General features: G+C 71.6%; 11 protein-coding genes. 5 read left to right on the top strand and 6 right to left on the bottom strand.

The window, feature by feature from the left end; all coding sequences use genetic code 11:
• Positions 1–15: 15 nt before the first annotated feature.
• Both acpS and AXK60_RS09555 read right to left on the bottom strand, forming a co-directional pair.
• Complete coding sequence (gene acpS / locus AXK60_RS09560; protein WP_068570917.1) at positions 16–399, bottom strand: holo-ACP synthase AcpS; 384 nt, start codon at positions 397–399, stop codon at positions 16–18.
• 18 nt (positions 400–417) lie between these two features.
• A complete protein-coding gene (locus AXK60_RS09555) occupies positions 418–9,714 on the bottom strand; it encodes a type I polyketide synthase (RefSeq protein WP_068570916.1) in 9,297 nt (3,098 codons plus the stop codon).
• A 309-nt stretch (positions 9,715–10,023) separates the two neighbouring features.
• Between AXK60_RS09555 and AXK60_RS09550 the strand changes: the two genes are divergently transcribed.
• Positions 10,024–10,842: an SIR2 family NAD-dependent protein deacylase gene (locus AXK60_RS09550; RefSeq protein WP_082777931.1), complete on the top strand. Its 819-nt coding sequence runs from the start codon at positions 10,024–10,026 to the stop codon at positions 10,840–10,842.
• On the opposite strand, the gene AXK60_RS09545 is transcribed toward AXK60_RS09550, so the two are convergent.
• Positions 10,817–12,142, bottom strand: a complete 1,326-nt coding sequence (locus AXK60_RS09545; protein ID WP_217491772.1) for a hypothetical protein — start codon at positions 12,140–12,142, stop codon at positions 10,817–10,819. The genes AXK60_RS09550 and AXK60_RS09545 overlap by 26 nt on opposite strands.
• A 116-nt stretch (positions 12,143–12,258) precedes the next feature.
• On the opposite strand from AXK60_RS09545, the gene AXK60_RS09540 reads away from it, so the two are divergent.
• From AXK60_RS09540 to AXK60_RS09530, 3 genes are read left to right on the top strand one after another with little or no spacing between them, the layout of a single operon-like run.
• Positions 12,259–12,639, top strand: a complete 381-nt coding sequence (locus AXK60_RS09540; protein WP_068570914.1) for a hypothetical protein — start codon at positions 12,259–12,261, stop codon at positions 12,637–12,639.
• Between the two features lie 21 nt (positions 12,640–12,660).
• Positions 12,661–13,233 (top strand): DUF3558 domain-containing protein, encoded by a 573-nt coding sequence (locus tag AXK60_RS09535; RefSeq protein WP_244881076.1) that lies wholly within the window; start codon positions 12,661–12,663, stop codon positions 13,231–13,233.
• Positions 13,234–13,277: 44 nt separating this feature from the next.
• The gene (locus AXK60_RS09530) at positions 13,278–14,102 is read left to right on the top strand and encodes a shikimate 5-dehydrogenase (protein WP_068570912.1); all 825 of its coding nucleotides are present in this window, start codon (positions 13,278–13,280) and stop codon (positions 14,100–14,102) included.
• Here the strand turns inward: AXK60_RS09530 and AXK60_RS09525 are convergent.
• Positions 14,099–14,494 (bottom strand): DUF1016 N-terminal domain-containing protein, encoded by a 396-nt coding sequence (locus tag AXK60_RS09525; protein WP_280512883.1) that lies wholly within the window; start codon positions 14,492–14,494, stop codon positions 14,099–14,101. The genes AXK60_RS09530 and AXK60_RS09525 overlap by 4 nt on opposite strands.
• 149 nt (positions 14,495–14,643) lie before the next feature.
• Here AXK60_RS09525 and AXK60_RS26895 point away from each other — a divergent pair, with 149 nt between their 5' ends.
• On the top strand, positions 14,644–15,300 hold the full coding sequence (locus tag AXK60_RS26895) for a hypothetical protein (RefSeq protein WP_068570910.1): 657 nt from the start codon (positions 14,644–14,646) through the stop codon (positions 15,298–15,300).
• Between the two features lie 15 nt (positions 15,301–15,315).
• On the opposite strand, the gene AXK60_RS09515 is transcribed toward AXK60_RS26895, so the two are convergent.
• Positions 15,316–19,533 carry an AAA domain-containing protein gene (locus AXK60_RS09515; protein ID WP_068570909.1) on the bottom strand — a complete coding sequence of 1,406 codons (4,218 nt, stop codon included), beginning with the start codon at positions 19,531–19,533 and terminating at the stop codon, positions 15,316–15,318.
• Between the two features lie 108 nt (positions 19,534–19,641).
• Positions 19,642–21,453 (bottom strand): DEAD/DEAH box helicase, encoded by a 1,812-nt coding sequence (locus tag AXK60_RS09510; protein ID WP_244881075.1) that lies wholly within the window; start codon positions 21,451–21,453, stop codon positions 19,642–19,644.
• Between the last annotated feature and the right edge of the window lie 43 nt (positions 21,454–21,496).

Below are 21,496 nucleotides of genomic sequence, written 5' to 3'. Positions count from 1 at the left end.
GGGACCGTCCCGCTCTTAAGTTCTCTCGATCACCGCGAACGCCGCCGCGGTGTCACCGTCGTGGGTGAGTGACACGTGGATCGTCGCGCCCTCCCCGAGGTCGGCGGCGATCCGCCCGTGCACCCGCACCGCGGGACGCCCCCAGGCGTCCGAGACGACCTCCACCTCTCGCGCCCCGACCTCCTTCTCGGCGGGACGCTGCGCGTAGAAGCCCGACGAGAACGCCTTGAACACGGCTTCTTTGGCCGCCCACCGGGCGGCCAGGGAACGCACGTCACCCGCGGCGTCCCGTCGTTCCGAGGGGCTGAAGGACGAGAGCATCGTGGTCCCGGGTTGCGCGAGTTGCTCCGCGAACCCGGGCACGTGCACCACGTCGATCCCGATCCCCACCACGGCCATGGCGGAAAGCCTACTGCGCTACCGGCACCCGTCGACGCAGTACGTGCCGTCCGGGCCCAGACGCTCACTGTCGTCCAGCAGCAGCGCCGCCTCGTTCCGGTCCGTGACCTCCGAGGAGGCGTCCGCGCCGAACCGTCGGCCCGCCGGGGGCTTGCGGTACAGGTCGGACCGGCCGCACATCGCCGACAGCACCGCGCGCCGACCCGCGACCTCGCGCTCGCGCGCCGTCGCCAGGTACTCCGCCCGCGCCTGCTCGTCCAGCGAGGCCAGGAACGCGTCGCGGTGCACGACCGCGATGAGCCCCGACACGTGGCCGAAGCCGAGCGAGGTGAGCAGGCCCGCCTTCGGGCGGAAGGTGTCGTCGAACCGGTGCGTCTCGCGCAGCCAGACGAGGTGCGGGTACTTCTGCATCTCGTCGTCGACGCAGTCCAGGCTGCGGTTCGGCGGGAGCACCTGCTCGGTGAGCATCTGGCACATGCCGATCAGCTGGAACGCCGCGGCGCCGCCCTTCGCATGGCCCGTCAGCGACTTCTGCGAGACCACGAACAGAGGTGCGCCCTCGCTGCGGCCGATCGAGTCGGCGATCCGCTCGTGCAGGTTCGCCTCGTTCGGGTCGTTCGCGTTGGTCGACGTGTCGTGCTTGCTGATGATCGAGACGTCGTCGGCGGACACGCCCAGCTGCCGCAGGCTGCGGGCGATCGGCGCCTCCGGGCCGCCGGCGGCCACGGACAGCGCGCCCATGCCGGGGGCCGGGATGGAGGTGTGCACGCCGTCGCCGAAGCTCTGCGCCCACGCCACCACGCCGAGGACGGGCAGGCCCATCTTCGCCGCGATGTCGCCGCGGGCCAGCAGCACCGTGCCGCCGCCGTTGGACTCGACGAAGCCGCCGCGACGGCGGTCGTTCGCGCGGGAGAAGCGGCGCGGGCTGATGCCCTTGGCCAGCATCTTCTCGCTGTCCGCGGTGGCCTGCATCATGCCGAAGCCCGTGATGCCCTCGATCGACAGGTCGTCGAAGCCGCCGGTCACCGCGAACAGGGCCTTGCCGACCTTGATCTTGTCGACGCCCTCCTCGACGGAGACCGCCGCCGTGGCGCACGCCGCCACCGGGTGGATCATCGCGCCGTAGCTGCCGACGTAGCTCTGCACCACGTGCGCGGCGACGACGTTCGGCAGAGCCTCCTGCAGGATGTCGTTCTGGTTCGGCTCGCCGAGCAGGGTGTTGATGAACAGGTCGCGCATCGAGCTCATGCCGCCCATGCCCGTGCCCTGCGTGTTGGCGACGTGCGAGGGGTGCACGTACTCCATCAGCTCGGCCGGCTCGAAGCCAGCGGAGATGAAGGCGTCGACGGTGGCCACCAGGTTCCAGATCGCGAGCCGGTCGACGGACTCCGTCATCTCGGCGGAGATCCCCCAGTGCTGGGGATCGAAACCGTCCGGGATCTGGCCGCCGACGCTGCGCAGCAGCTTGGTGCGGCGCGGCACGCGGATCTCGGTGCCCGCCTTGCGGGTCACGTTCCACTCCCCCGACTCCATCGGCACCGCGCGGGTGTTCTCCGGATCGGCGTCGACGAACGCACGGGCCTCGGCCTCGTTCGCCACCACGAAGGACATGTCGTCCGGCAGGAACACCGACACCAGCAGCGGCGCGGTCTTGTCGATGATGTCGCCGTCGTCGCTGAACTCGCGGATGCCGCAGCGCTCCACGACCGCGTCGTGGTACTTGTCGGCCAGCTCGGCCTCGGGCACCAGATCGCCCGACTCGGCGTCGTACCAACCCGGCTCCGGGTCGTTCTCCCAGGTGATCATGCCGGTCACCCACGCCAGCTCCGCGACGCCGGCCGCCGAGAGACGCTCGTCGACCTCCATCTCGAACCGAGTGCGCGAGCTGCCGTACGGGCCGACCTCGCCGGCGCCGACGATGACGACCATGTCCTCGGGACGCGCGTCGATCGCGCCCCAGTTCGGATCGCCCAGCGTCGCGACCGGGGCACCGGGCAGAGCGGCGATGGCACCGTCGTCCTCGGACTCCGCGGCCTCGGCCAGACGGGCCTCCATGGCCTGCTCGGCGAGCGCCTTCATGTCGAGGTTGACGCCGCCCAGGCCGCCCGTCAGGTCGTCGAACAGCGGGGCCGTCGCGGCCCGCTCCCGCGCCTCGGGGCTGGCGTTGGCCAGCAGCTTGTCGGCCATCTCGAAGGTGGACCAGGTGCGCACGCCGGCGGCCTCGACGGCCTCGACGAGCGGGTCGTTGCCGCCCATGAGGCCCGTGCCGCGGACCCAGCCGATGATGGCGTGGGCCAGCGTGACGCGCTCCGACCAGGACTTCTCCGCATTCCAGCGGGTGACGAGCGCGTCCAGGGAGGCCTTCGCCTCGCCGTAGGCACCGTCGCCGCCGAACATGCCGCGGTTCGGCGAGCCCGGCAGCACCACGTGCAGCCGCGACGCCAGGTCGACGTCCTTGCCGATCGCGGCGAGACCGGCGATCAGCCGCTCCACCGACCACAGCAGGATCTTCATCTCGAGCTCGGCGCGGGGGCCGGCGTCGGACATGTCGCCCGACACCCGGGGCGCCGCGAACGGGAACAGCAGCGTCGGGTTCAGCGCCTCCTTGTGGACCACCGTGTACGGGCCCACCGTCTCGGCCTGCCGCTCCCCGATCCACTCGACGAGGGCGTCGACGTCGGCGTAGCTCGACATGTTGGCCGGGACCACCCACAGCGCCGCGTCGGTGCGGGCGCTCGTGCGGTACAGCTCCTTGAAGAAGGTCAGGCGCTTGTCGTCGAGCCGGCTCGTCGTCGCGATGACGGTGGCGCCGCCCGCGAGCAGACGTCCGGCGACCGCTGCCGCGATCGATCCGGCGGACGCGCCGGTGACCACGGCGACCTCGCCGTCGTAGATGCCGGGCTCCGGCGTCGACTCGGCGAGCTCCGCCAGGAACTTGTAGGCCGCGGCGTGCTCCGTGCGGCCGACCTCGATGGCCTTGCGCTCCCACCAGCGCGCCTGGTCCAGGAGCGCCTTGCCGGCGCCCTTGGCGGTCTCCAGGATGTGCTTGCTGTAGGTCGGGAAGGTCGACGGATCCATGTTCCACACGCGGAGCAGGTCCTCGCGGGCGCTGGCCCAGCGGTCGTCCAGCAGGACGGCCTTGTTGGCGTCGAACGCCGGCGCGACGGCACTGGCCCAGTCGTCGCCGAGCTCGGTGGCGATGAGCGCGGCGAGCCGCTCCGACTCGTCGTCGAGCGACGGCAGGCCGCCCTGCTCGTCCTCGAGACCCAGCTTGCTCAGGAGCACGCGGGCCGACGCCGCCAGGGCACCGTCGGGGCCGGTGATCGCGGAGGTGAACTCGGCGAGCGCCGCCGCGTCGACGGTGGCGCCGCCGCCCCCGCCGCCGGCGGAGGGCTTGCCCACGGGCACGCCCTGCGCGGCGCCGACCTCGGCGACCGCGCGGTCGATCAGCGCGTCGAGCGCGGCCGCGTTGGACACGGCACCGTCGAGCAGCGTCGCGAGGTCGCCGCCGCGGACGGACGCGCCCTCCCGGGTTCCGGTGGCCAGCGCGAGCACCGTGTGCTGCGCCCAGCCGGGGCCCAGCTCCCAGGTGCCGGTCACGTACTCGGTGATGTAGTTCGGGCGCTTGCCGGTCGAACCCAGCAGCTTGCGCAGCTGGTTGCCGACGGTCTCCGAGAGCACCGGGCCGAGCGGCTTGTAGGTGCGCGCCAGCTTGGTGACGGTGCCGGCCAGGGTCGGCAGGTCGGCCTCCGCCGCGCCGTCGATGGCGCCCAGGTTGAGCTCGCTGCCCAGGTCGAGCAGGAGCTGGTTGCGGCGCGAGCTGACGCCGTCGCACAGCGTCTCGATGGTGTCGGTCTTCTCCAGCTGGTCCGGACGCATCTTGGTCCAGATCGCGATCATGGCGCGCGTCGCGTCCGCGGCGTCGAAGCCGAGGTCGGCCGGGCGGGGGCCGCCCGACGGTGCGCTCGCCACGGGGGCCGCGGTCGGCGCCGCGGCGACGGGGGCCGCGGCGGGCGCGGCGTCCTCGGTCGCGTCGGCACCGTCGTCCTCCGGGGCGTCCTCGTCGGTCGCGAAGACCTTGGCCGCGTCGCGCTCGGCGTTGAGCACGGTCGCGGCGGCCCGCTGGTACGAGGCCAGGGCCAGCGTGCGGCTGGCCAGGTTCGCGAGCGTCGGAGCGGACGCGAGGCCCACCTCGATGAAGCGCTCCACGCCGAGGCCGCCGTGATCGGTGTCGATGAGCAGCTGGTCCTGCGTCTCGATCCACCGGACGGGGCTCGCGAACTGCCATGCCAGCAGCTCGATGAGCAGCGTGCGGGCCGTCTGCATCGGGCTCGCGGCGGCACGCTCCCAGTCGGCGACGAGCTCGCGCACCGGCTCGCTCGGCACCACGTCGAGGATGGACAGCGCGAAGTCGGCCGTCAGCTCGAAGGGGCGTGCGACGAGGTTCGGCAGGTACTTGCCGACCAGCTTGGTGTAGTCGAACTCGGCGGGCACCAGCTCCTGCAGGCGCGCCGCGAACTCGGGCACGCCGTCGCGCAGCACCGACGAGTGGAACGGGATGTCGATGCCGGGCACCACCTGGAAGGCCTTCGGGCTGCCGGTGCGCTCGGCGATCGCCTTCTCCAGCGCGGCCAGGCCGGCACTGTTGCCGACCACGACGTACTGCGCGCCGCGGAGGTTGAGGTTGACGATCTCGGCGAACTCGTCGGCGCCCTCGAGGTTGCCCTCGACCCAGTTGGTGAGCTCGGCGTCGTCGACGTCGAACAGCTCGGGACGCAGCGCCGCCATCGCGTACGGGCTGCGGCCCTGCTCGTCGCGGGGCACCAGCTGCTGCATGATGCGGCCGCGGTGGAAGACGGTCTCGAGGATGGTGCCGAGCGGCAGGACGCCGGCCGAGGCCAGCGCGTTGTACTCGCCGACGGAGTGACCCGCGATGATCGGATCGTCCACGCGGGCACCGATCTCGGTGAGCTCGGCCAGCTGCGCGCACGCCACGGTCGCCATCGCGACCTGGGTGAACTCGGTCAGGTACAGCACACCGTCGGGGTGGCTGTAGACGGTGCCGTTCGCGCGGATCGACAGCGGGTTGTCGCGGACCACGGCGAGGATGGAGAAGCCGAGGTGCTCGCGGGTGTGCGCGTCAGCGGCGTCCCAGACCTCGCGGGCGGCCTTGCTGCGCGAGCGCTGGGCGAGGCCCATGCCCTTGCCCTGGATGCCCTGCCCGGGGAAGACGTACGCGGTGACCGCGGGGAACGCGACGGCCGAGGCGGCCATCACCAGGTCGTCGCCGACGCGGGCGGTGACCTCGAGGAGCTCGCCGCCGCGGTCGATGCCGACGCGCTCGACGGTGAACTGCACCTCGTCGCCCGGCAGGACCATGCCCAGGAAGCGGGTGGTCCAGCCGCGGATCTTGCGGTGCATCACATCGCCGTTGGAGGCGGACGCCACCTGCTGCGCGGCGGCCGAGAGCCACATGCCGTGCACGATCGGGCCGGGCAGGCCGGCGAGGCTCGCCGCGACCTGCGAGGTGTGGATCGGGTTGTGGTCGCCGGACACGGCCGCGAAGCCGCTCATGTCCTGCGGGGCGTTCACGACCGCCTGGCGGACGCGCTTGCGCGGCGTCTCCGTGGCGGTCTCGCCGCGCGCTCCGCCCGCGGGCTGCGGGTCGGCCAGCTCGGCGGAGCCGGTGCGGCCGCGGATCGCGAACCGCTCGGTCATGACCACCGCGGGGGCGTCCGCGCCCGGCGTCCGGACGTCGATGCCGACGGTGACCACGGTGCCGATGTCGGTGGCGGTCACGTCCTCGAGACGCGCCGTGGCGCGGTAGGCACCGGGGGCCGGGTTGCCGGCGAGCTCGATCGCGTGATCGAGGTGCACCAGGTCGAGCATGCCCTCGACGACGGGGCGGCCCTCGGCCGTGGTGGCGGCACCGACCACGGCGAAGGACGCGGGCCAGCACAGGCCGACGAAGGCGTCCGGCACGGCCAGCTGCTCGTCGCCGTAGAGCGCCGAGAGGCCGACCGGGAGGCTGTCCGCGGTGATCGCCGCATGGTCGGCGGCATCCTCGGCGCGGAACTCGAAGTCGACGACGGCGGCACCGTCGGACACGGCGGGCAGATCGCCTGCGGCAGCCAGGGCGACCAGCTTCGACATGGCCTCGCTGGCCTCGCCGAGCTCGATGACGGGCACGCCGCCGTCGGCGCAGCTGTCCGGCACCTGGATCGGTATGACGAGCTCGGTGCCCGAGACCGGGACCTGGAGCACGACGGCGTTCGGCCCGGTCACGACGATGCGCGCACCGGTCGTCGACTGCACGGCCGAGGCGGAGTCACCGTCGGCCGAGGTGGTCCAGGTGCTGCCGGCGCCGAGCCGCGCGATCGGGCTGTGCACGAGACGACCGGCCCAGAGCACGTTGGTGGCGGCGAGGGCCCGCGCCAGCGGCACGGACTCGACGCCCGGCACCACGCGACGGCCGGCGACGGCCGGCGCGACGGCGCCCTCACCGATGCGGCGGCGCACCAGCTCGGCCTCGAACCGGTTCAGCAGGTCGCCCACGGGCTCGTCGACACGGGTGATTCCGGCGACGGCCTCGGGGCCGGGGATGATGCACACCTCGTCAGCGGAGTACCGCGGCGAGTGCGCCTGCCACAGCGAATCGGAGCGCCACCAGCGGCGGACGTCCTTGTCGACGACGGGCACGAAGTTGACCGGCTTGCCGGGGGTGCGGCAGAGCGAGACGAAGTAGGGCACGTCGGCCGGGTGCAGGCGGGTCGACGATGCCTCCGGGTAGCGCTGCAGCAGCTGCTCGAGCGCGGCGTAGGCGTCGTCGGTGGCGGTCACGTCGGCGAAGGCGGTCTCGATGGGGCCGCGGTCCTCGTCGGCCAGGCGGGCCTCGGCGCGGTGCAGCATCGACAGGAACCGGTCCTGGTGCGTGATGTCGAGCCAGCCGTAGTCGCCGAAGGCGTTCGGGTCGGCGGAGGCGACCTGCTCGCGGGTGCCCACGGACAGCTCGAGGTAGCGCTCGAGCCACTGCGCGTAGGTCATCGCGTCGGCGTCGCCGAAGTAGGGCTTGGCGGTGCCGGCCATCGCCGCGATGATCTCGTCGCGGCGCTCGGCGACGGCCTCGCCGTCACCGGCGACCTCGTCGAGCAGGCGACCGCACGCGGACGCGGTGTTGTCGATCTCGTGGATGTCCGCACCCAGCTGGCTGCGGCCGGAGGCCATGCCGCCGCCGGCGTGTCCGGCGCCGATCCACGCGGGGGTGCCGGGGATCTCGGCGAGCAGACGCTTCACATCGTCCGAGGTGGTGGCCTCGAGCGTGGCCATCGCGGCGGTGCCGACCAGGATGCCGTCGACCGGCATGGCGGGGGCGCCGTACTTGCGCGACCACTCGCCGGAGAGGTACTCGGCCGCCAGCTCGGGCGTGCCGATGCCGCCGCCGACCGCGAGCACCACGTTGTTCCGGTCGCGCAGCTCGGCGTAGGTGGCGAGCAGCAGCTCGTCCAGGTCCTCCCAGGAGTGGTGGCCGCCGGCCTTGCCGCCCTCGACGTGCACGATGACGGGGTACTGCGGGACCTCGGCGGCGATGCGCGCCACCTGGCGGATCTGCTCGACGGTGCCCGGTTTGAAGGCGACGTGGCGCATGCCGACGTCGGTGAGCTCCTCGACGAGGGCCGTGGCCTCCTCGAGCTCGGGGATGCCGGCGGTGATGATCACGCCGTCGAGCGGGGCGCCGGCCGCGCGGGCCTTCTGCACGATCCGCTTGCCGCCGAGCTGCAGCTTCCACAGGTAGGGGTCGAGGAACAGCGAGTTGAACTGGGCGGCACGGCCCGGCTCGAGGAGCGCGGTCAGCTTCTCGACGTTGTCGGCGAAGATCGGCTCGGTGACCTGACCGCCGCCGGCGAGCTCGGCCCAGTGGCCGGCGTTGGCGGCCGCAGCGACGATGCCGGGATCGACGGTGGTCGGGGTCATGCCCGCGAGCAGGATCGGGCTGCGGCCGGTGAGCTCGGTGAACCGGGTGGACAGCACGGTGCGGCCGTCGGGCAGCGAGACCACGCGGGGCGAGAACTCCGACCACGCGAGCGGAAGCTCGGGCACGCCGCCGGGCGAGAACAGGTTGCGGGCGCCGCGGAGCGTGGTGGCGGGGACGAGGCCCACGCCGCGGCCGCGTGCGGGGGCGGCCGAGAGCTTGGTGGCGATGTCCTCGGGGCCGAGGTCGATCAGCCAGCGCGCGCCCTTGGCGATCGCACCCTCGACATCGGCGACCCAGTCGACCTGCTCGACGAGCACGGCCGCGGCCAGGCGGCCGGCGACCTCGGCGTCGAGGCCGCAGCGCTGCGCCCACTCGGTGACGAGCGCGACGCCCTCGGCGAGCGCGGGGTGGTGGAAGCCGATGTCGACGGCGACGTCCTCGAACTTCGGCGCGAACGCCGCGCCGCCGGTCAGCTTCTCCTTACGGTCCGCCTCCTCGGTCTCGGCGACGGACTCGCAGAACTCGCGGAAGCCCGCGAGCAGCTTGGGGGTGCCCGTGAGCACGAAGGAGTTGCGGTTGTTGCGCACCGCGAGCACGGGGCCGCAGGCGTCGAAGGCGACGGTGGCGGTGAAGTCGGCGAGCAGGGCCTCGAGCTTGTCCTGGCGGACGCCGGCCACGGACATCATCGGGGTGGCGCCGCCGAGGGCGACGAGGCCCCGGCGTCGCGCGACCACGCGGCCGGCGGCGCCGATCAGGCGCGCGATGGCGAGCAGGTCGCCCTCGTTGCCGCGCGAGGCGAACGCCGAGACGGCGAGCTGGCCCTGCGAGTGGCCGATGACGGCGACGGGCGGCACGTCCCACGGGTCGAGGCCCTGGGCCTCGAGGCCGTACAGGGCCACGAGCTGGCTGAACAGCACGCCGGGAACGGAGAAGACGGCACCGTCGACCTGCGGCGCGAGGACGCGGCGCGCACCGGCCGCGGCCGGGGCGGACTCCTCGCCCTCCTCGTCGGGGGTCTCGGCCTCGGAGGCGGCGATCGACGCATCGCGCCAGCGCATCGGGTCGAAGGTCAGGGCCTGGGCGCGCAGCAACTCCGCACGGACCGGCTCGAGCGCGCTGTCCGCACGCGCGACGAAGCCGTCGAACAGGTCGCGGTACTCGGGATCGTCGGCGAGGCCGGTCTGCTCCAGGAGGGAGACGAGGCCGGGCAGCCACGGGCCGCCCTGTCCGCCGAAGGTCAGGGCGTACTGCTCCCCCGCTGCCAACCTGTCGACCAGTGCGTCGTTGCTCCGCGGGCCCTTGGCCGCACGCGTGTTCGCGGTGACGAAATCGTCGACAGTCATGAATCTCCCTCGGATCAGCTCACTGCGCGCCGTTTTGACGGCACGTCCGCGGCAGGCCCGCGGAAAACCCGTATTCCATGAGACCACAGGTTTCGCGATACCTCTGACGTGCGGATTTGCAACCAGTGGGTATACCCGCGAGTAGCTTGGAGATATCGATTCACGGGTGTATCCGAACGCTGATACACGCGTGAATCCATGCAGGTCTTCCGGCACGTGACGGCGATCACCGATGTTTCCCGCGAGTAGCAGTTGTTATCGAATCGTTACCATCACAGAAGCCGACGCGCCGCTGGGTAGGCTGAGCCGATGCAGCCCGGCATGCGCCCCTCCGATCGTCCCGCCGCAGTGCCCGTGCCGCCCGCCGTCGCCGAGCTCGTGCGTTCCGCCGAGACCGTCGCGGTGCTCACCGGTGCGGGCATGAGCCGCGAGTCGGGCATCTCCACCTTCCGCGAGGCGCAGACCGGGCTCTGGGAGCAGTACGACCCCGAGGAGATCGCCTCGGTCGACGGCTGGTCGCGCGACAACGCCCTGGTCTGGGGCTGGTACCAGTGGCGCGCGCATGTGGCGCGTCGCGCCGATCCGAACGACGGTCACATCGCCCTCGCCGAGCTCGCCGCGAGCAGGGCCGTCTCCATCGCCACGCAGAACGTCGACGACCTGCACGAGCGCGCCGGCTCGCGCACGGTCTCACACCTGCACGGCAGCCTCTTCGCCCCGCGCTGCGAGCACTGCGGCACCCCCTATCTCGGCGCGGACGCCTTCCTGCCCGACAGTGCCGACGTCGCACCCGAGCTGCGCACCTCGCCGCCCACCTGCATGCACTGCCTCTCCCCGGTGCGGCCGGGCATCGTGTGGTTCGGCGAGTCCCTCCCGATGGACGCCTGGGCCCGGGCGGAGGCCTCGGTGCTCACCGCCGACGTGGTGCTGGTGGTCGGGACGTCCGGCCTCGTCCACCCCGCCGCGCGGCTGCCCGAGCTGGCCCTGGAGACCGGGATCCCGGTGATCGAGATCAATCCCGCCGCCACGCCCCTGAGTGACAGGGCGACCCACGTGTGGCGGGGCTCCGCGGCCACGACACTGCCCGCGCTGGTCGCCGCCGTCAGCGCGGAGCCTGCTCCGTCCTGACCGGCGGAGCGGGCGGCCGGGCCGGTTCCGGCGCACCGTCGGACCGCCACTGCCCGATGACTCCCGGCCCGACCAACGGCATGTCCCCGACCAGCTCCTCGCCGTTGCGGCGGTCGATCAGGTAGGCGGGCACGCGGTGTCGGCCATCGCCCTGGCCGCGCTGTCCGGCGCCACCCGCCGGCGGCATCCCGTAGGGCCCCGAGGCCGGTCGCGCGCCGCCCGTCGTCGGGGCGCCGGTGCCCGCCGCCGTCGTCGTGGCCGAGCGGAGGGCGGTCGCGTCCTGCCGCAGTCCCAACGGCGACGCGGACCGGGTGAGGTCCGGCGTGCGCGTGCCCACTCCCCCGACGACGGTCCGCGACGTGGGTGTGAAGGGCACCGTCGCGGCCGGGCTGAGCAGCCCGGACCCGCGCTCCTCGACCGGGTCCGTCCCGGCGGGGTCGTCGGCGAGCGGGTCCGTTCCCGCCCCGACGGGGTCTGCCGCCGTCGGCGTGCCCGTCCCGGTGCCTGCTCCCGTCCCCGTGCCGCCCGTGCCGGTTCCGGTGTCACCGCCCTGCCCCGGCCCCGTCCTGTCGGCGGCGTTCCCCTCCTCCGCGTTGTTCGTCTCGACCGGGCCGGTCCCCGTGCCGACACTCTCGTTCTCCGTGCCCGACGGTGCGCCGCCCCCTCCCGTCGTTCCGTCACCCTCGCCTGAGCCCTCGCCTGCGCCCGAGCCGACCGACGGGGTGTCGTCGCCCGCCGACGGAGCTTCCACCGTCGGCGACCGATCGCCCCTGCGCTCGGCGTCCCGTCCGAAACCGATCCGGGTGACCTCCGCGCCGAGCGGCATCGAGGCCGCGTCCGCCTGGACCGGGGTCGTGTACGTCGCCCGCAGCTCGGCGGCGACCCCGGCACCCACGCCGCTCCTGGCCGCGCCCCCGGCCCTCGCGGCGCTCCCCGGATCCGCGAGCTCGCTGAACTTCGCGGTGGTCTCCGTCGCGGCGCTCGACAGGCCGGTCAGTTGCCGCACAGTCCCGGCGATCTCCTTGTCGACGAGGTACGACGCCGTCGCGAACCGGCCGACCTGTTGGAAGCCCGCGTCCGCCGCCTCGCCCTTCCACCGCGGAACCAGCGCAGCGACGTCCCGCTCCAGCTCAGCAACGCTCTGCGCGTGAGTGACCCCCGCCTGGCCGATGGCCCGGGCGTCCGCCGCGATGCCGCCGCCCGACAGCTTCCTGGCGATCGCCCGGATCTCCGACGCCGCCATCTCCTCGAACGCGGTGCTGCCGATGTTGCGAAAACCCTCCATGTTCATTGGACGCACCAGCTGCCCGTCCGGTTCCCGTGCCGGTCGAATCCCGGGTGGAACCGATCAGTGGGCTGGTGCGTCCAATTGATAGGAGCGCTCGTCGGAGGCGCCCCGACGCGGAGGAGGTCGCCATGGCCGGCGGTGAGATGACGGACATCATCGAGGACGCGCGCGACGGGATCGCGGGCCGTCCGAACATGGTGTCCGACGGGAACCCGCAGGAGGAGCTCGCCCGTGCCTTGGAGCGCCACGCGGATCGACTTGCAACGGCAGCACGAGAGATGCGTGACGTCGGACTCACCAACCACCTAGGCCCGACGGTGGAAGGCGAAGCTGCGACGTACAACATCCGCCTCGGTGCCGTCGATCACGACCGGTCGATTCACAACACGTTTCTCGCCCAGGCCGCCGAAGCTCGGTCCTTGGCATCCACCTACCGCGAGATCGGCCGGTGGATCCTCCGCACCGAGGGCGCCAGCGAGGAGCAGATCAATCGGCTGATCGGCAACTAGATGCGGCACCAGGCAGTCGTCGTGGCGATCGCGGTCAGTAGTGCTCTCGTTCTTAGTGGCTGTGCCGTCACCATCTCAGGTGAGCCGATCGCCGCAGGAAATTCGCGCACCGCACCCAGACCGCTGCCGTTCAACCCGACGATCAAGGAGCGCACCAACGATCGCACCGATGGAACGAGCTTCGAACCCTGCGCCGCGTACACCGAATCCGAGCTCCGTGCGCTCGACATCAACCCCACCTCTATCGAGGACGCCGCGAAGGTGGACTCGGCCAACTACCGCGGCTGCCATTGGCGCGCGAACGACTACACGGTCGCTCGGGGAGGCGGAGACTACTCACAAGTCGTTGGTCGCGAGATGACCCTCGACGACTACAAGCGCTACATGAACTCGCTCCCTTGGCAGACCGACCACATTGTGCACGGGCGCCATCTCGCGATCGCCATCGAGAACAACTACTGCATCGCGGCATTCGCGTCAGATGAATCCATTGTCACGACGACCGCCGCGTCGACCAACCCCTCCCCCGGACGCACCGTCGAATGTGCACGCGCGGTGGCGTTCGCGTCCCTCGCCATCACCAAGGCTCCATAGCGAGCCGACCACGGCCGGGCTGCGGGCGGATTAGGGTGAGCGGGATGAACGACACGATCGCCATGCCCGACCGCGACACCGTCCTGTGCATGTCGCTGTCCGGCCGGCCGAGCAACATCGGTACCCGGTTCCACAACTTCCTGTACCGCGAGCTGGCCCTGAACTACTTCTACAAGGCCTTCACCACCACCGATCTGCCGGCCGCGATCGGCGGGGTACGGGCGCTGGGCGTCCGCGGGTGCGCGATCTCGATGCCCTTCAAGGAGGCGGTGATCGAGCTGGTGGACGTCATGGAGCCGTCGGCGACTGCGATCGACTCGGTGAACACGATCGTCAACGTCGACGGTGTGCTGCACGCGTACAACACGGACTACGCGGCGGTCGCGTCGCTGCTCGCGTCGAACGAGGTCGACCCGGCGCTGCCCGCAGCGGTCGCCGGCTCCGGCGGCATGGCGAAGGCCGTGGTCGCGGCGCTACGCGATCGCGGCTGCGCCGACGTGACGGTCGTGGCCCGCAACGCCGAGGCGGGCACCGCGCTCGCGGGCCAGTACGGCTTCCGGCACTCGACCACCGCGCCCGACGGTGCCCGGGTCCTCGTCAATGCGACGCCCGTCGGGATGGCGGGCGGCCCGGCCGCCGACGACCTGTCGTTCCCGGCGGCGCTGATCGAGGCCGCCGACACCGTCTTCGACGTGGTGGCGATGCCGCCGGAGACGCCACTGGTGCGCGCCGGACGGGCGGCCGGCACGACGGTGATCACCGGCGCCGAGGTGATCGCCCTGCAGGCCGCCGAGCAGTTCGTGCTCTACACCGGCGTCCGTCCCGACCCGGACCTGGTGCGCCGCGCCTCGGAGTACTCGCGCTCTTAGTCGGCAGGGTCGCCCATCGCCTTCTCGATCGCCCGCTCCTCCGCCTCCGCCCCCAGCCCGAGGAACTCGAAGACGTACGGATCCTTCAAGAACTCCCTGGCCAACGCGGATTCCGGTGCAGGCAAGGTGGCCTCGAAGTTGGTCACCGCCAGCCCCTGCCGCTGCATGAGTCGCACGTCGATCTGGTCAACCAGCACGTTCCGAGACCACCCGCGCTCAACTGCGGTCGCGGCGTACCAGAGACGGTCCACGGCGCCCTTCGACTTCTCGATAAGCGCGAGGTGGTGGTACCACGGCAATTGTGCGAGCGGCGGTTGCACAATTGCCGCCTGGTCCCAGGACCTCGCGAGGGTACGCATGTAGCGGAGGTTTCGACCAGAAAAGCCCTTCATGTCGGGGGGAAGGCCACTCGCAAGTCATGAGCAAGCAGGTCGATGACCTTGGCTCCCCACCCCTGCGCCGCCTGTCGCTCCAGAATCTCCCGCCCGATGTGCCAGTACACCCGTGCAACGACCGCACGCGACCGAGTATCTTTCGACTCATGAATCGCACGTACTCGATCGCCATGGTCGCTGCATCGCTGGTCGCGACCACGGCCGTCGCGAGTTGCAGCAGCACGCCGGACATCACGTTCGGCTCCCCGATCACCACGGGCGCACCGATCTCGGTCCCCGCGGGCGAGGTCCCCTTCTCCCAGTGGCCCGACACGTGCACGCTGCTCACCGACCAGGAGATCACCGCGATCCTGCCGCAGGCGACCGACATCACGCGCAAACCGAAGAAGATCACCCTCCTCGGGCGTCTGGGCACCGTCAACCCCGATCTGTCGGTGTCGGGCGGATCGTCCGGGGGCGTGCTCCCGAAGGGCACCTGCGCGTACAGCTTCACCCTCCCCAACGAGCACGATCTGAAGGGACTGACCTTCCTCAAGGTCAGTCTCCCGGCGATCTCGACGCCCGCGAACATCGCGCAGTACTACGACGAGCAGCTCTCGACGCACGGCAAGCACCTCGACGTGGGGTCGGCCTGGGGCCCGCAGCGCTGCGATGTGCGGACCGAGAGCGTCATCGAAGCGATGTGCCGGTCCGGACGGTTCTACTTCGAGGTCAGCACCGAGACCGAGCGCACCTCGAACGACGACTGGCGCGACAAGGTCCTCAAGCCGGCCGTGCAGACCCTCTCGACCCACCTGCGCTAGTCGGAGCCGTCTCGGTCACTCCGTGTCGATGTCGAGCCCCACGGGCTCCCACAGTTCCACGGAACCGTCGGCCGCCCGCTCGCCGACGGTGAGTGCCCGCTGCAGGGTCAACGGATGCACGCCCCGTCGGTCCAGGGCCTTGAGCACGACGGCCATGGCCGCGTCGGCGTCGGTCGCGAACACGGACTCGCGGATGCGGACGAACTCCCAGCCGCACCGTCGGAGCTCCCGCTCCCGCTCGATGTCGGACCGGGCCTGCTCGGGCGTCGAGGCGAAGTCGGCGCTGTCGCACTCGACCGCGAGCTTGCCCTGTTCGCCGGTGACGACGAGGTCGATGGCGCGGTTGTTCACCACGACCTTCGGGTTCACGTGGTACCCCATGTCCCGCAGCCGCACGAACACCTGCTGTTCGAAGAGGTTGTCGAAGGGCTCGACGCGCCGGTCGGCCGGCACGTCGGCCGGCATCGGCTGCGCCACTTCGACATCGGCGCGCGTGACGTACCGCAGCAGCGAGGCACGCAGGTCGGAGGGCTTGAGGTCCTGCTCGTCGACGGACGTGAACAACCACATCTGGTCGCGGGCGCGCGACGCGGCGACGTTGAACCGGCGCTGGAAGTCCCGGCCCGTCAGCGAGCGGAACCGGTAGTCCGGAGCGACGACCATCGACAGCATCATCACGTCGCGCTCGTCGCCCTGGAAGTCGGGCGGCGTGCCCACGCGCAGGCGCCGGGCGTCCCACTCGTCGGGGTCGATCGCCTCGCGCAGGCGCCGGTACAGCTCGTCGACCTGGCCCTGCCCCTGCAGCACGATGATGCCGAAGCTGCGGCCCGCGTACAGAGGATCGGCGAAGCACCGGACCAGCTGGTCGACGATGGCCTGGGCCTCGGTGGGGTTGCTGATCCGGGCCCCTTCGCCGACGACCTTCGCCTTCGGGACGTGCATGACGCGGAGCGGTACGGGACGGTCGGCGCCGTAGTGCCGCACCGGGATCAGCGGCGCGTCGCTGTAGAACTGGCGTGAGGAGAAGTCGATGATCTCCGGCATGCACCGGAAGTGCTCGCGCAGCCGCACCGTGTGCCCGAAGCGGGTGCGCAGCAAGGTGAACAGGCTGGACCGCGGGGTCAGCGAGTCGCGGAGATAGGGCGGGATGTCGGGAAGCTGAGCGTCGAGCCGGTCGAAGACCTCGTCGAGGCTGACGCCGGTGAACGACGAGGGCGCGCACTGGTTCTCGTCGCCGACCACGATCACGCGCGGGGCGAGCCACAGCAGGAAGGAACTGGTGATGTCGGCCTGGCTGGCCTCATCGACGATCACGACGTCGAAGGCGTTGCGCTCCGGCGAGATCGACGCCACGACCTGCGAGATCGGCATGATCCACGCCGGCACCGCGGACTGCGCCTGGCGCATCGCGTCGCGCGCCGCGACCCGGAAGCGTTCGGCGTGCCGACCCGATCCGCGGCCGATCGACGACACGTGGTCACGGTAGGCGTGGAGCGCCTGGATCTCGTCGAAGGTCATGCGCCGCAAGCACTGCCGCCACGCACTCGCCGTCGCGATCCGGGTGGTGTAGTGCGCGACGTCCTGTTCCGCGGCCTGCAGATCGGCCTCGAGTTGGGCGTCGTCGCCGGGGTGCACGCGGGAGGCGGCCCACGAGACGGCGCGGCGCCACGACCAGGCCGCGGCCAGCTCGGGTACGCGCGCGTCCCAGACGGGATCGTCGGCGGTGCGGGCCACCAGGTCGAACAGTGCGGGCGCTTTGGTCCGCAGGCGCAGCGCCAGCAGGTCGAGGCCGCCGCGGTCGTCGCGGTCGGTCCGGGCGGCGTCCCACGCCCGGCGCGCGTCCCGGATCGGACCGAACTTGTACTGGCGCAACGCCGCCACCATCGCGTCACCTTCCGGCGACGGTCCGCGTTCCACGATCTCCTGCACCCGCACCCGCACGGCATCGAGCCGGCTGTGCGCGTCGCGGGCGCCCGCGGCGGCGGAGATCGCCACCACCTGCTTCGCGGTCTGCTCCGTCTCGGTGAGGTCCTTCGGGCGAGGGGCGTGCTCCGAGATCGCCTGCATCGCCTCGACGAGCCGGTCGCGCTCGGACACCAGGCGCACCACCGTGCGAGCACGCAGCAGCTGATCCGCGGCCTGACTCAGCCGCTCGCTGCGGCCGCGGGTGGCGGTGCGGCCGGACGGGTCGGTGGCGGGCGCCTCGAGCCCGAGGGCGCGGAGCACGTCGCCGACCCGCCCGATGACGTCCTCGACCCGCAGGTGCATCGCCGCGGACCGCAGGTGCTTGCCGTCCGCCCCCTCGGCACCGTCGACGACGATGCCGAGCCCGGTCTCCTCGAAGGCCTTCTGCTCGGGCCGGCGGAACCGCTTGCGCGCGACATTGCCGGCCGCGAGGTGCCGGGAGTAGTCCTCGATCGCGGCGCGGTCGTTGGCGTCCGGAGTGTCGCTGAGTTCGACGGTGGCGCCGTCGAGTTCGCCGTCGGCGTTGCGCGCCGTGGCGATCTGCTCCTCGAGCCCGGTCAGCCGCGTCGCTAGGTGCGCGCGGTCGCCGATGAGCATGTCCTCGGCGAGCAACTGCGCGGACGGCGGGTAGCGCCGCACCCGGTCGACGAGCTCGCGGATCAGGTCGGCGCGGGCGCGGATCACGGTGAGCCGGTCGGCGTCGACGCCGCCGAGCACGTGGGCGAGCGCGCTGTCGCCGCCGTCGGCGAGGGGCGAGTCCGCGAGGCGGCCGGTCAGCTGCTCGAGGTCGTCGACGTCGGGGATCTCCGAGAGGTCTGGCAGGTTGTGGGTCAGCCGGCGCGAGAACAGCTCGTCGTTGCGGCGCAGGAGCGCGACGAGCCGGTCGAACTCCCGGGTGTCGAGCGGGGGCACGGCACCGTCGACGGGGCCGGGCAGCCACGAGTACTTCTCGGCGTCCCGTCGGACCTGCGCGACGATCTCGGCCGGCTTGCCGGAGTACGCGGAGGTCAGCCAGTCCGAGTCCTCGGTCTCGGCGGTGCGCAGCGACCAGACCTCGCGTACCAGGTCCTCTCGGCGGGCGACGGCGCGGTCGCGCTTGGCGCGCAGGTCCCGGAGCTCGGCGTCGGCGAGGGCCTCGGAGTAGGTGGACTTGCGGGTGGCGATCTCGGTGACGGACGCGGCGAGCGACGCCGAGCCGTCCTTGGTGACATCGGTGACCGACACGACGAGCTGGCGCACCTCCGGCGGCAGCTTGTCCTCGAGCACGGCGAGCGCCTGCGCCTTCTCGGAGACGACCAGCACCCGCTGGCCCTTCGCCAGCAGCGCGGCGAGCAGGTTCGCGATGGTGTGCGTCTTGCCGGTGCCCGGCGGCCCCTCGACGACGACGCCGGAGTCGGCACCCATGTGCGCCAGGATGTCCCGCTGCTCGACGTTCGAGGGCAGGACGTAGTACGCCTCGTCGAGCAGGTCCAGCGGACTCATCGCACCGTCGACGGCGAGCTGCCGGATCCGCTCCTCGGAGCTCACGCCCTCAACGAGCTGCGCGAGGCCGATCGGCACGGGCCGATCGGGATCGGAGACGTCGGCCTTCATCGCGTCGTAGAAGCCCAGGAGCGGCGCGGATCCACGGGTGCGCAGCACCAGCGCAGGGGCGAAATCGATACTCGCTCCCCCATCGCGCGACGCGGCGCCGAGCCAGGTCGCGGTGAACTCCTCGCACGCCGGGTCGAGCACCGTGCGGGCGGTCTCGCGGAGCGAGGTCTGCAGCTCCGCGGAGCCGGACAGGTCGAACGAGGGCAGGCCCGCGAGCAGCAGCGAGTCCTCGACGCGCGGCACGGAGTCGCGCGGCAGCACGACCGTCAGCTTCTTGCCGCGTCGGTCGCGCTCGAGCAGCACGGGCTGGGTGAGCAGGTGGGCGCGGATGGCGGTGTCGCCGTCGCGGGCGGTGAGCAGCCCGGAGGCCAGCACCAGCTCGACCGACTCGGGATGGTCGCCCAGTTCGTCGAACACGCGCAGCAGTCGCGCGTGCGGCGAATCGGGGGCGTCGTCCCGCGGCACGGTGAAGATGGTCGCCCCGGGCTTGGCGTCGGCGTCCCACGTGTCGGTCAGCGCGCCATCGCCGGTGAGCGGCAGCACGGCGAGGTGATCGTCGAGGTCGCGAGCGACCGCCGAGCGGGACCGGATCAGCTCGTCCAAGTACTGCAACAGGCGGACGACGCGATCGCGACGCCCGTCCGGGCCGTCGCCCTGATCACCGGCGGCGGTCATGCGCTCCTCGAGTCCCTCGGGTCGGCGGCAGCCGACACTCGGTACGGCCCGGCCGGGCTATACCTTGACTAAAGGTTAATACACGTCGGCGCGTACGCCGAGCGGTCATTACCTCTTCCGGCCCGCGCGGAAGCGCTGCTTCCCCCCGCTCGGCCGCCCCGACGGTGCGCCGGGGTCGAGTTCAAGGTTGATCAGCTGCCCTGAAATGCGGGTTCGCTCCAGCGCGTCGAAGATGTCGCGCCCCAGGTCGTCGGGTAGTTCGACGATGCTGTGGTCGGGTCGGATGCTGATGTGACCGAAGTCGCTGCGCCGCAGTCCGCCCTCGTTCGCGATGGCGCCCACGATCTGCGACGGGGTCGCGTGCTGCCGCTTCCCGACCGCGATCCGGTACGGAACCATGGGGCGCCCCGTCTTCCGGTGGGTCGACGGCTCCCGATCGCTGTCGCGGTCCCGCCCGCGGGAGGGCCGGCTGTCGCGGTCACCGATGTCACGATCCTTGCGGTCGCGCGCATTGCGCTCACGCTCCGGCGGGTCGGGCTTCAGCAGGAACGAGGCACCGTCGCGCGACTGCAGCGCGAGCGCCGCCGCGACGTCGACCAGCGGCACGTCGTTGGCGCCCACGTAGTCCTCGATGAGCCGGCGGAACATCTGCAGGTGATCGTTGGTGAGGTTCTCGGTGATCGAATCGCCGAACTTCTCGACGCGGTGCGCGTTGACGTCCTCGACGGACGGCAGGCCCATCTCGGTGAGCGGCTGCCGGGTGGCCTTCTCGATCGCGCGCAGCAGGTGCCGCTCGCGGGGCGTGACGAAGAGCAACGCGTCGCCCTTGCGGCCGGCGCGGCCGGTGCGGCCGATGCGGTGCACGTACGACTCGGTGTCGTGCGGGATGTCGTAGTTCACGACATGGCTGATCCGCTCCACGTCGAGGCCGCGGGCCGCGACGTCGGTCGCCACGAGGATGTCGATCTTGCCGTCCTTGAGCTGGCCGATCGTGCGCTCGCGCTGCGCCTGCACGATGTCGCCGTTGATCGCGGCCGCCGCGTGCCCGCGGGCGCGCAGCTTCTCGGCGAGCTCCTCGGTGGCCGACTTGGTGCGGACGAAGATGATCATCCCGTCGAACTCTTCGACCTCGAGCATGCGGGTGAGCGCATCGAGCTTGCGCTGGTGCGCGACCTGCAGGTAGCGCTGCGTGATGTTCGACGCCGTCGCGGTCTTCGCCTTGACGGTGACCTCGACCGGATCGTGCAGGTACTTCTTGGAGATCTTGCGGATCGCCGACGGCATGGTGGCCGAGAACAACGCGACCTGCTTGAACTCGGGAGTGTCGGCGAGGATCCGCTCGACGTCCTCCTGGAAGCCCATGGTGAGCATCTCGTCGGCCTCGTCGAGCACCAGGAACTCGAGGTTAGACAGGTCGAGCGTGCCCTTGGAGAGATGGTCGATCACGCGGCCGGGGGTGCCGACGATGATCTGCGCGCCGCGGCGCAGGCCCGAGAGCTGCACGCCGTAGCTCTGACCGCCGTAGATCGGCAGGACGGTGACGTTCGGCATGTGCACGGCGTACTTGCCGAAGGCCTCGGACACCTGCAGCGCCAGCTCACGGGTGGGCGCGAGCACCAGTGCCTGCGGCTTGCGGCTGTCGCCGTCGATCTTGGACAGGACGGGGACGGCGAACGCGGCCGTCTTACCGGTGCCCGTCTGCGCCAGGCCCACGACATCCTTGCCGGACAGCAGCGGCGGGATGGTGGCGGCCTGGATGGGCGACGGATTCTCGTACCCGACCTCGGCGAGGGCGCGCAGGACGCGCTCATCGATCCCGAGGTCCAGGAAGGTCACGGGTTCGGGTTCGTTCTCCGGAGCCTGCGCGTCGTTGACGACAGCGGCGGGGGCAGTGCTCTCGGCACCGAATTCATCAGACATTGTTTCCCCAGCATATGCGGTATCCGTCGTGCACGCGAAACAC

The organism is Tsukamurella pseudospumae (assembly GCF_001575195.1).
In the GTDB taxonomy this organism is placed as follows: Bacteria; Actinomycetota; Actinomycetes; order Mycobacteriales; family Mycobacteriaceae; genus Tsukamurella; species Tsukamurella pseudospumae.
The sequence above is the reverse complement of the archived record's forward strand: the minus strand, read 5'-3'. Positions and strand labels throughout refer to the sequence as shown.

What these genes read in the sequence shown, in the direction of transcription:
- AXK60_RS09540 (WP_068570914.1), top strand. Translation starts at nt 12,259, where the DNA reads ATGGCCGGCGGTGAGATGACGGACATCATCGAGGACGCGCGCGACGGG.
- AXK60_RS09515 (WP_068570909.1), bottom strand. Translation starts at nt 19,533, where the DNA reads ATGACCGCCGCCGGTGATCAGGGCGACGGCCCGGACGGGCGTCGCGAT.
- AXK60_RS09525 (WP_280512883.1), bottom strand. Translation starts at nt 14,494, where the DNA reads ATGAAGGGCTTTTCTGGTCGAAACCTCCGCTACATGCGTACCCTCGCG.
- AXK60_RS09550 (WP_082777931.1), top strand. Translation starts at nt 10,024, where the DNA reads ATGCAGCCCGGCATGCGCCCCTCCGATCGTCCCGCCGCAGTGCCCGTG.
- AXK60_RS09530 (WP_068570912.1), top strand. Translation starts at nt 13,278, where the DNA reads ATGAACGACACGATCGCCATGCCCGACCGCGACACCGTCCTGTGCATG.
- AXK60_RS09555 (WP_068570916.1), bottom strand. Translation starts at nt 9,714, where the DNA reads ATGACTGTCGACGATTTCGTCACCGCGAACACGCGTGCGGCCAAGGGC.
- acpS (WP_068570917.1), bottom strand. Translation starts at nt 399, where the DNA reads ATGGCCGTGGTGGGGATCGGGATCGACGTGGTGCACGTGCCCGGGTTC.
- AXK60_RS26895 (WP_068570910.1), top strand. Translation starts at nt 14,644, where the DNA reads ATGAATCGCACGTACTCGATCGCCATGGTCGCTGCATCGCTGGTCGCG.
- AXK60_RS09510 (WP_244881075.1), bottom strand. Translation starts at nt 21,453, where the DNA reads ATGTCTGATGAATTCGGTGCCGAGAGCACTGCCCCCGCCGCTGTCGTC.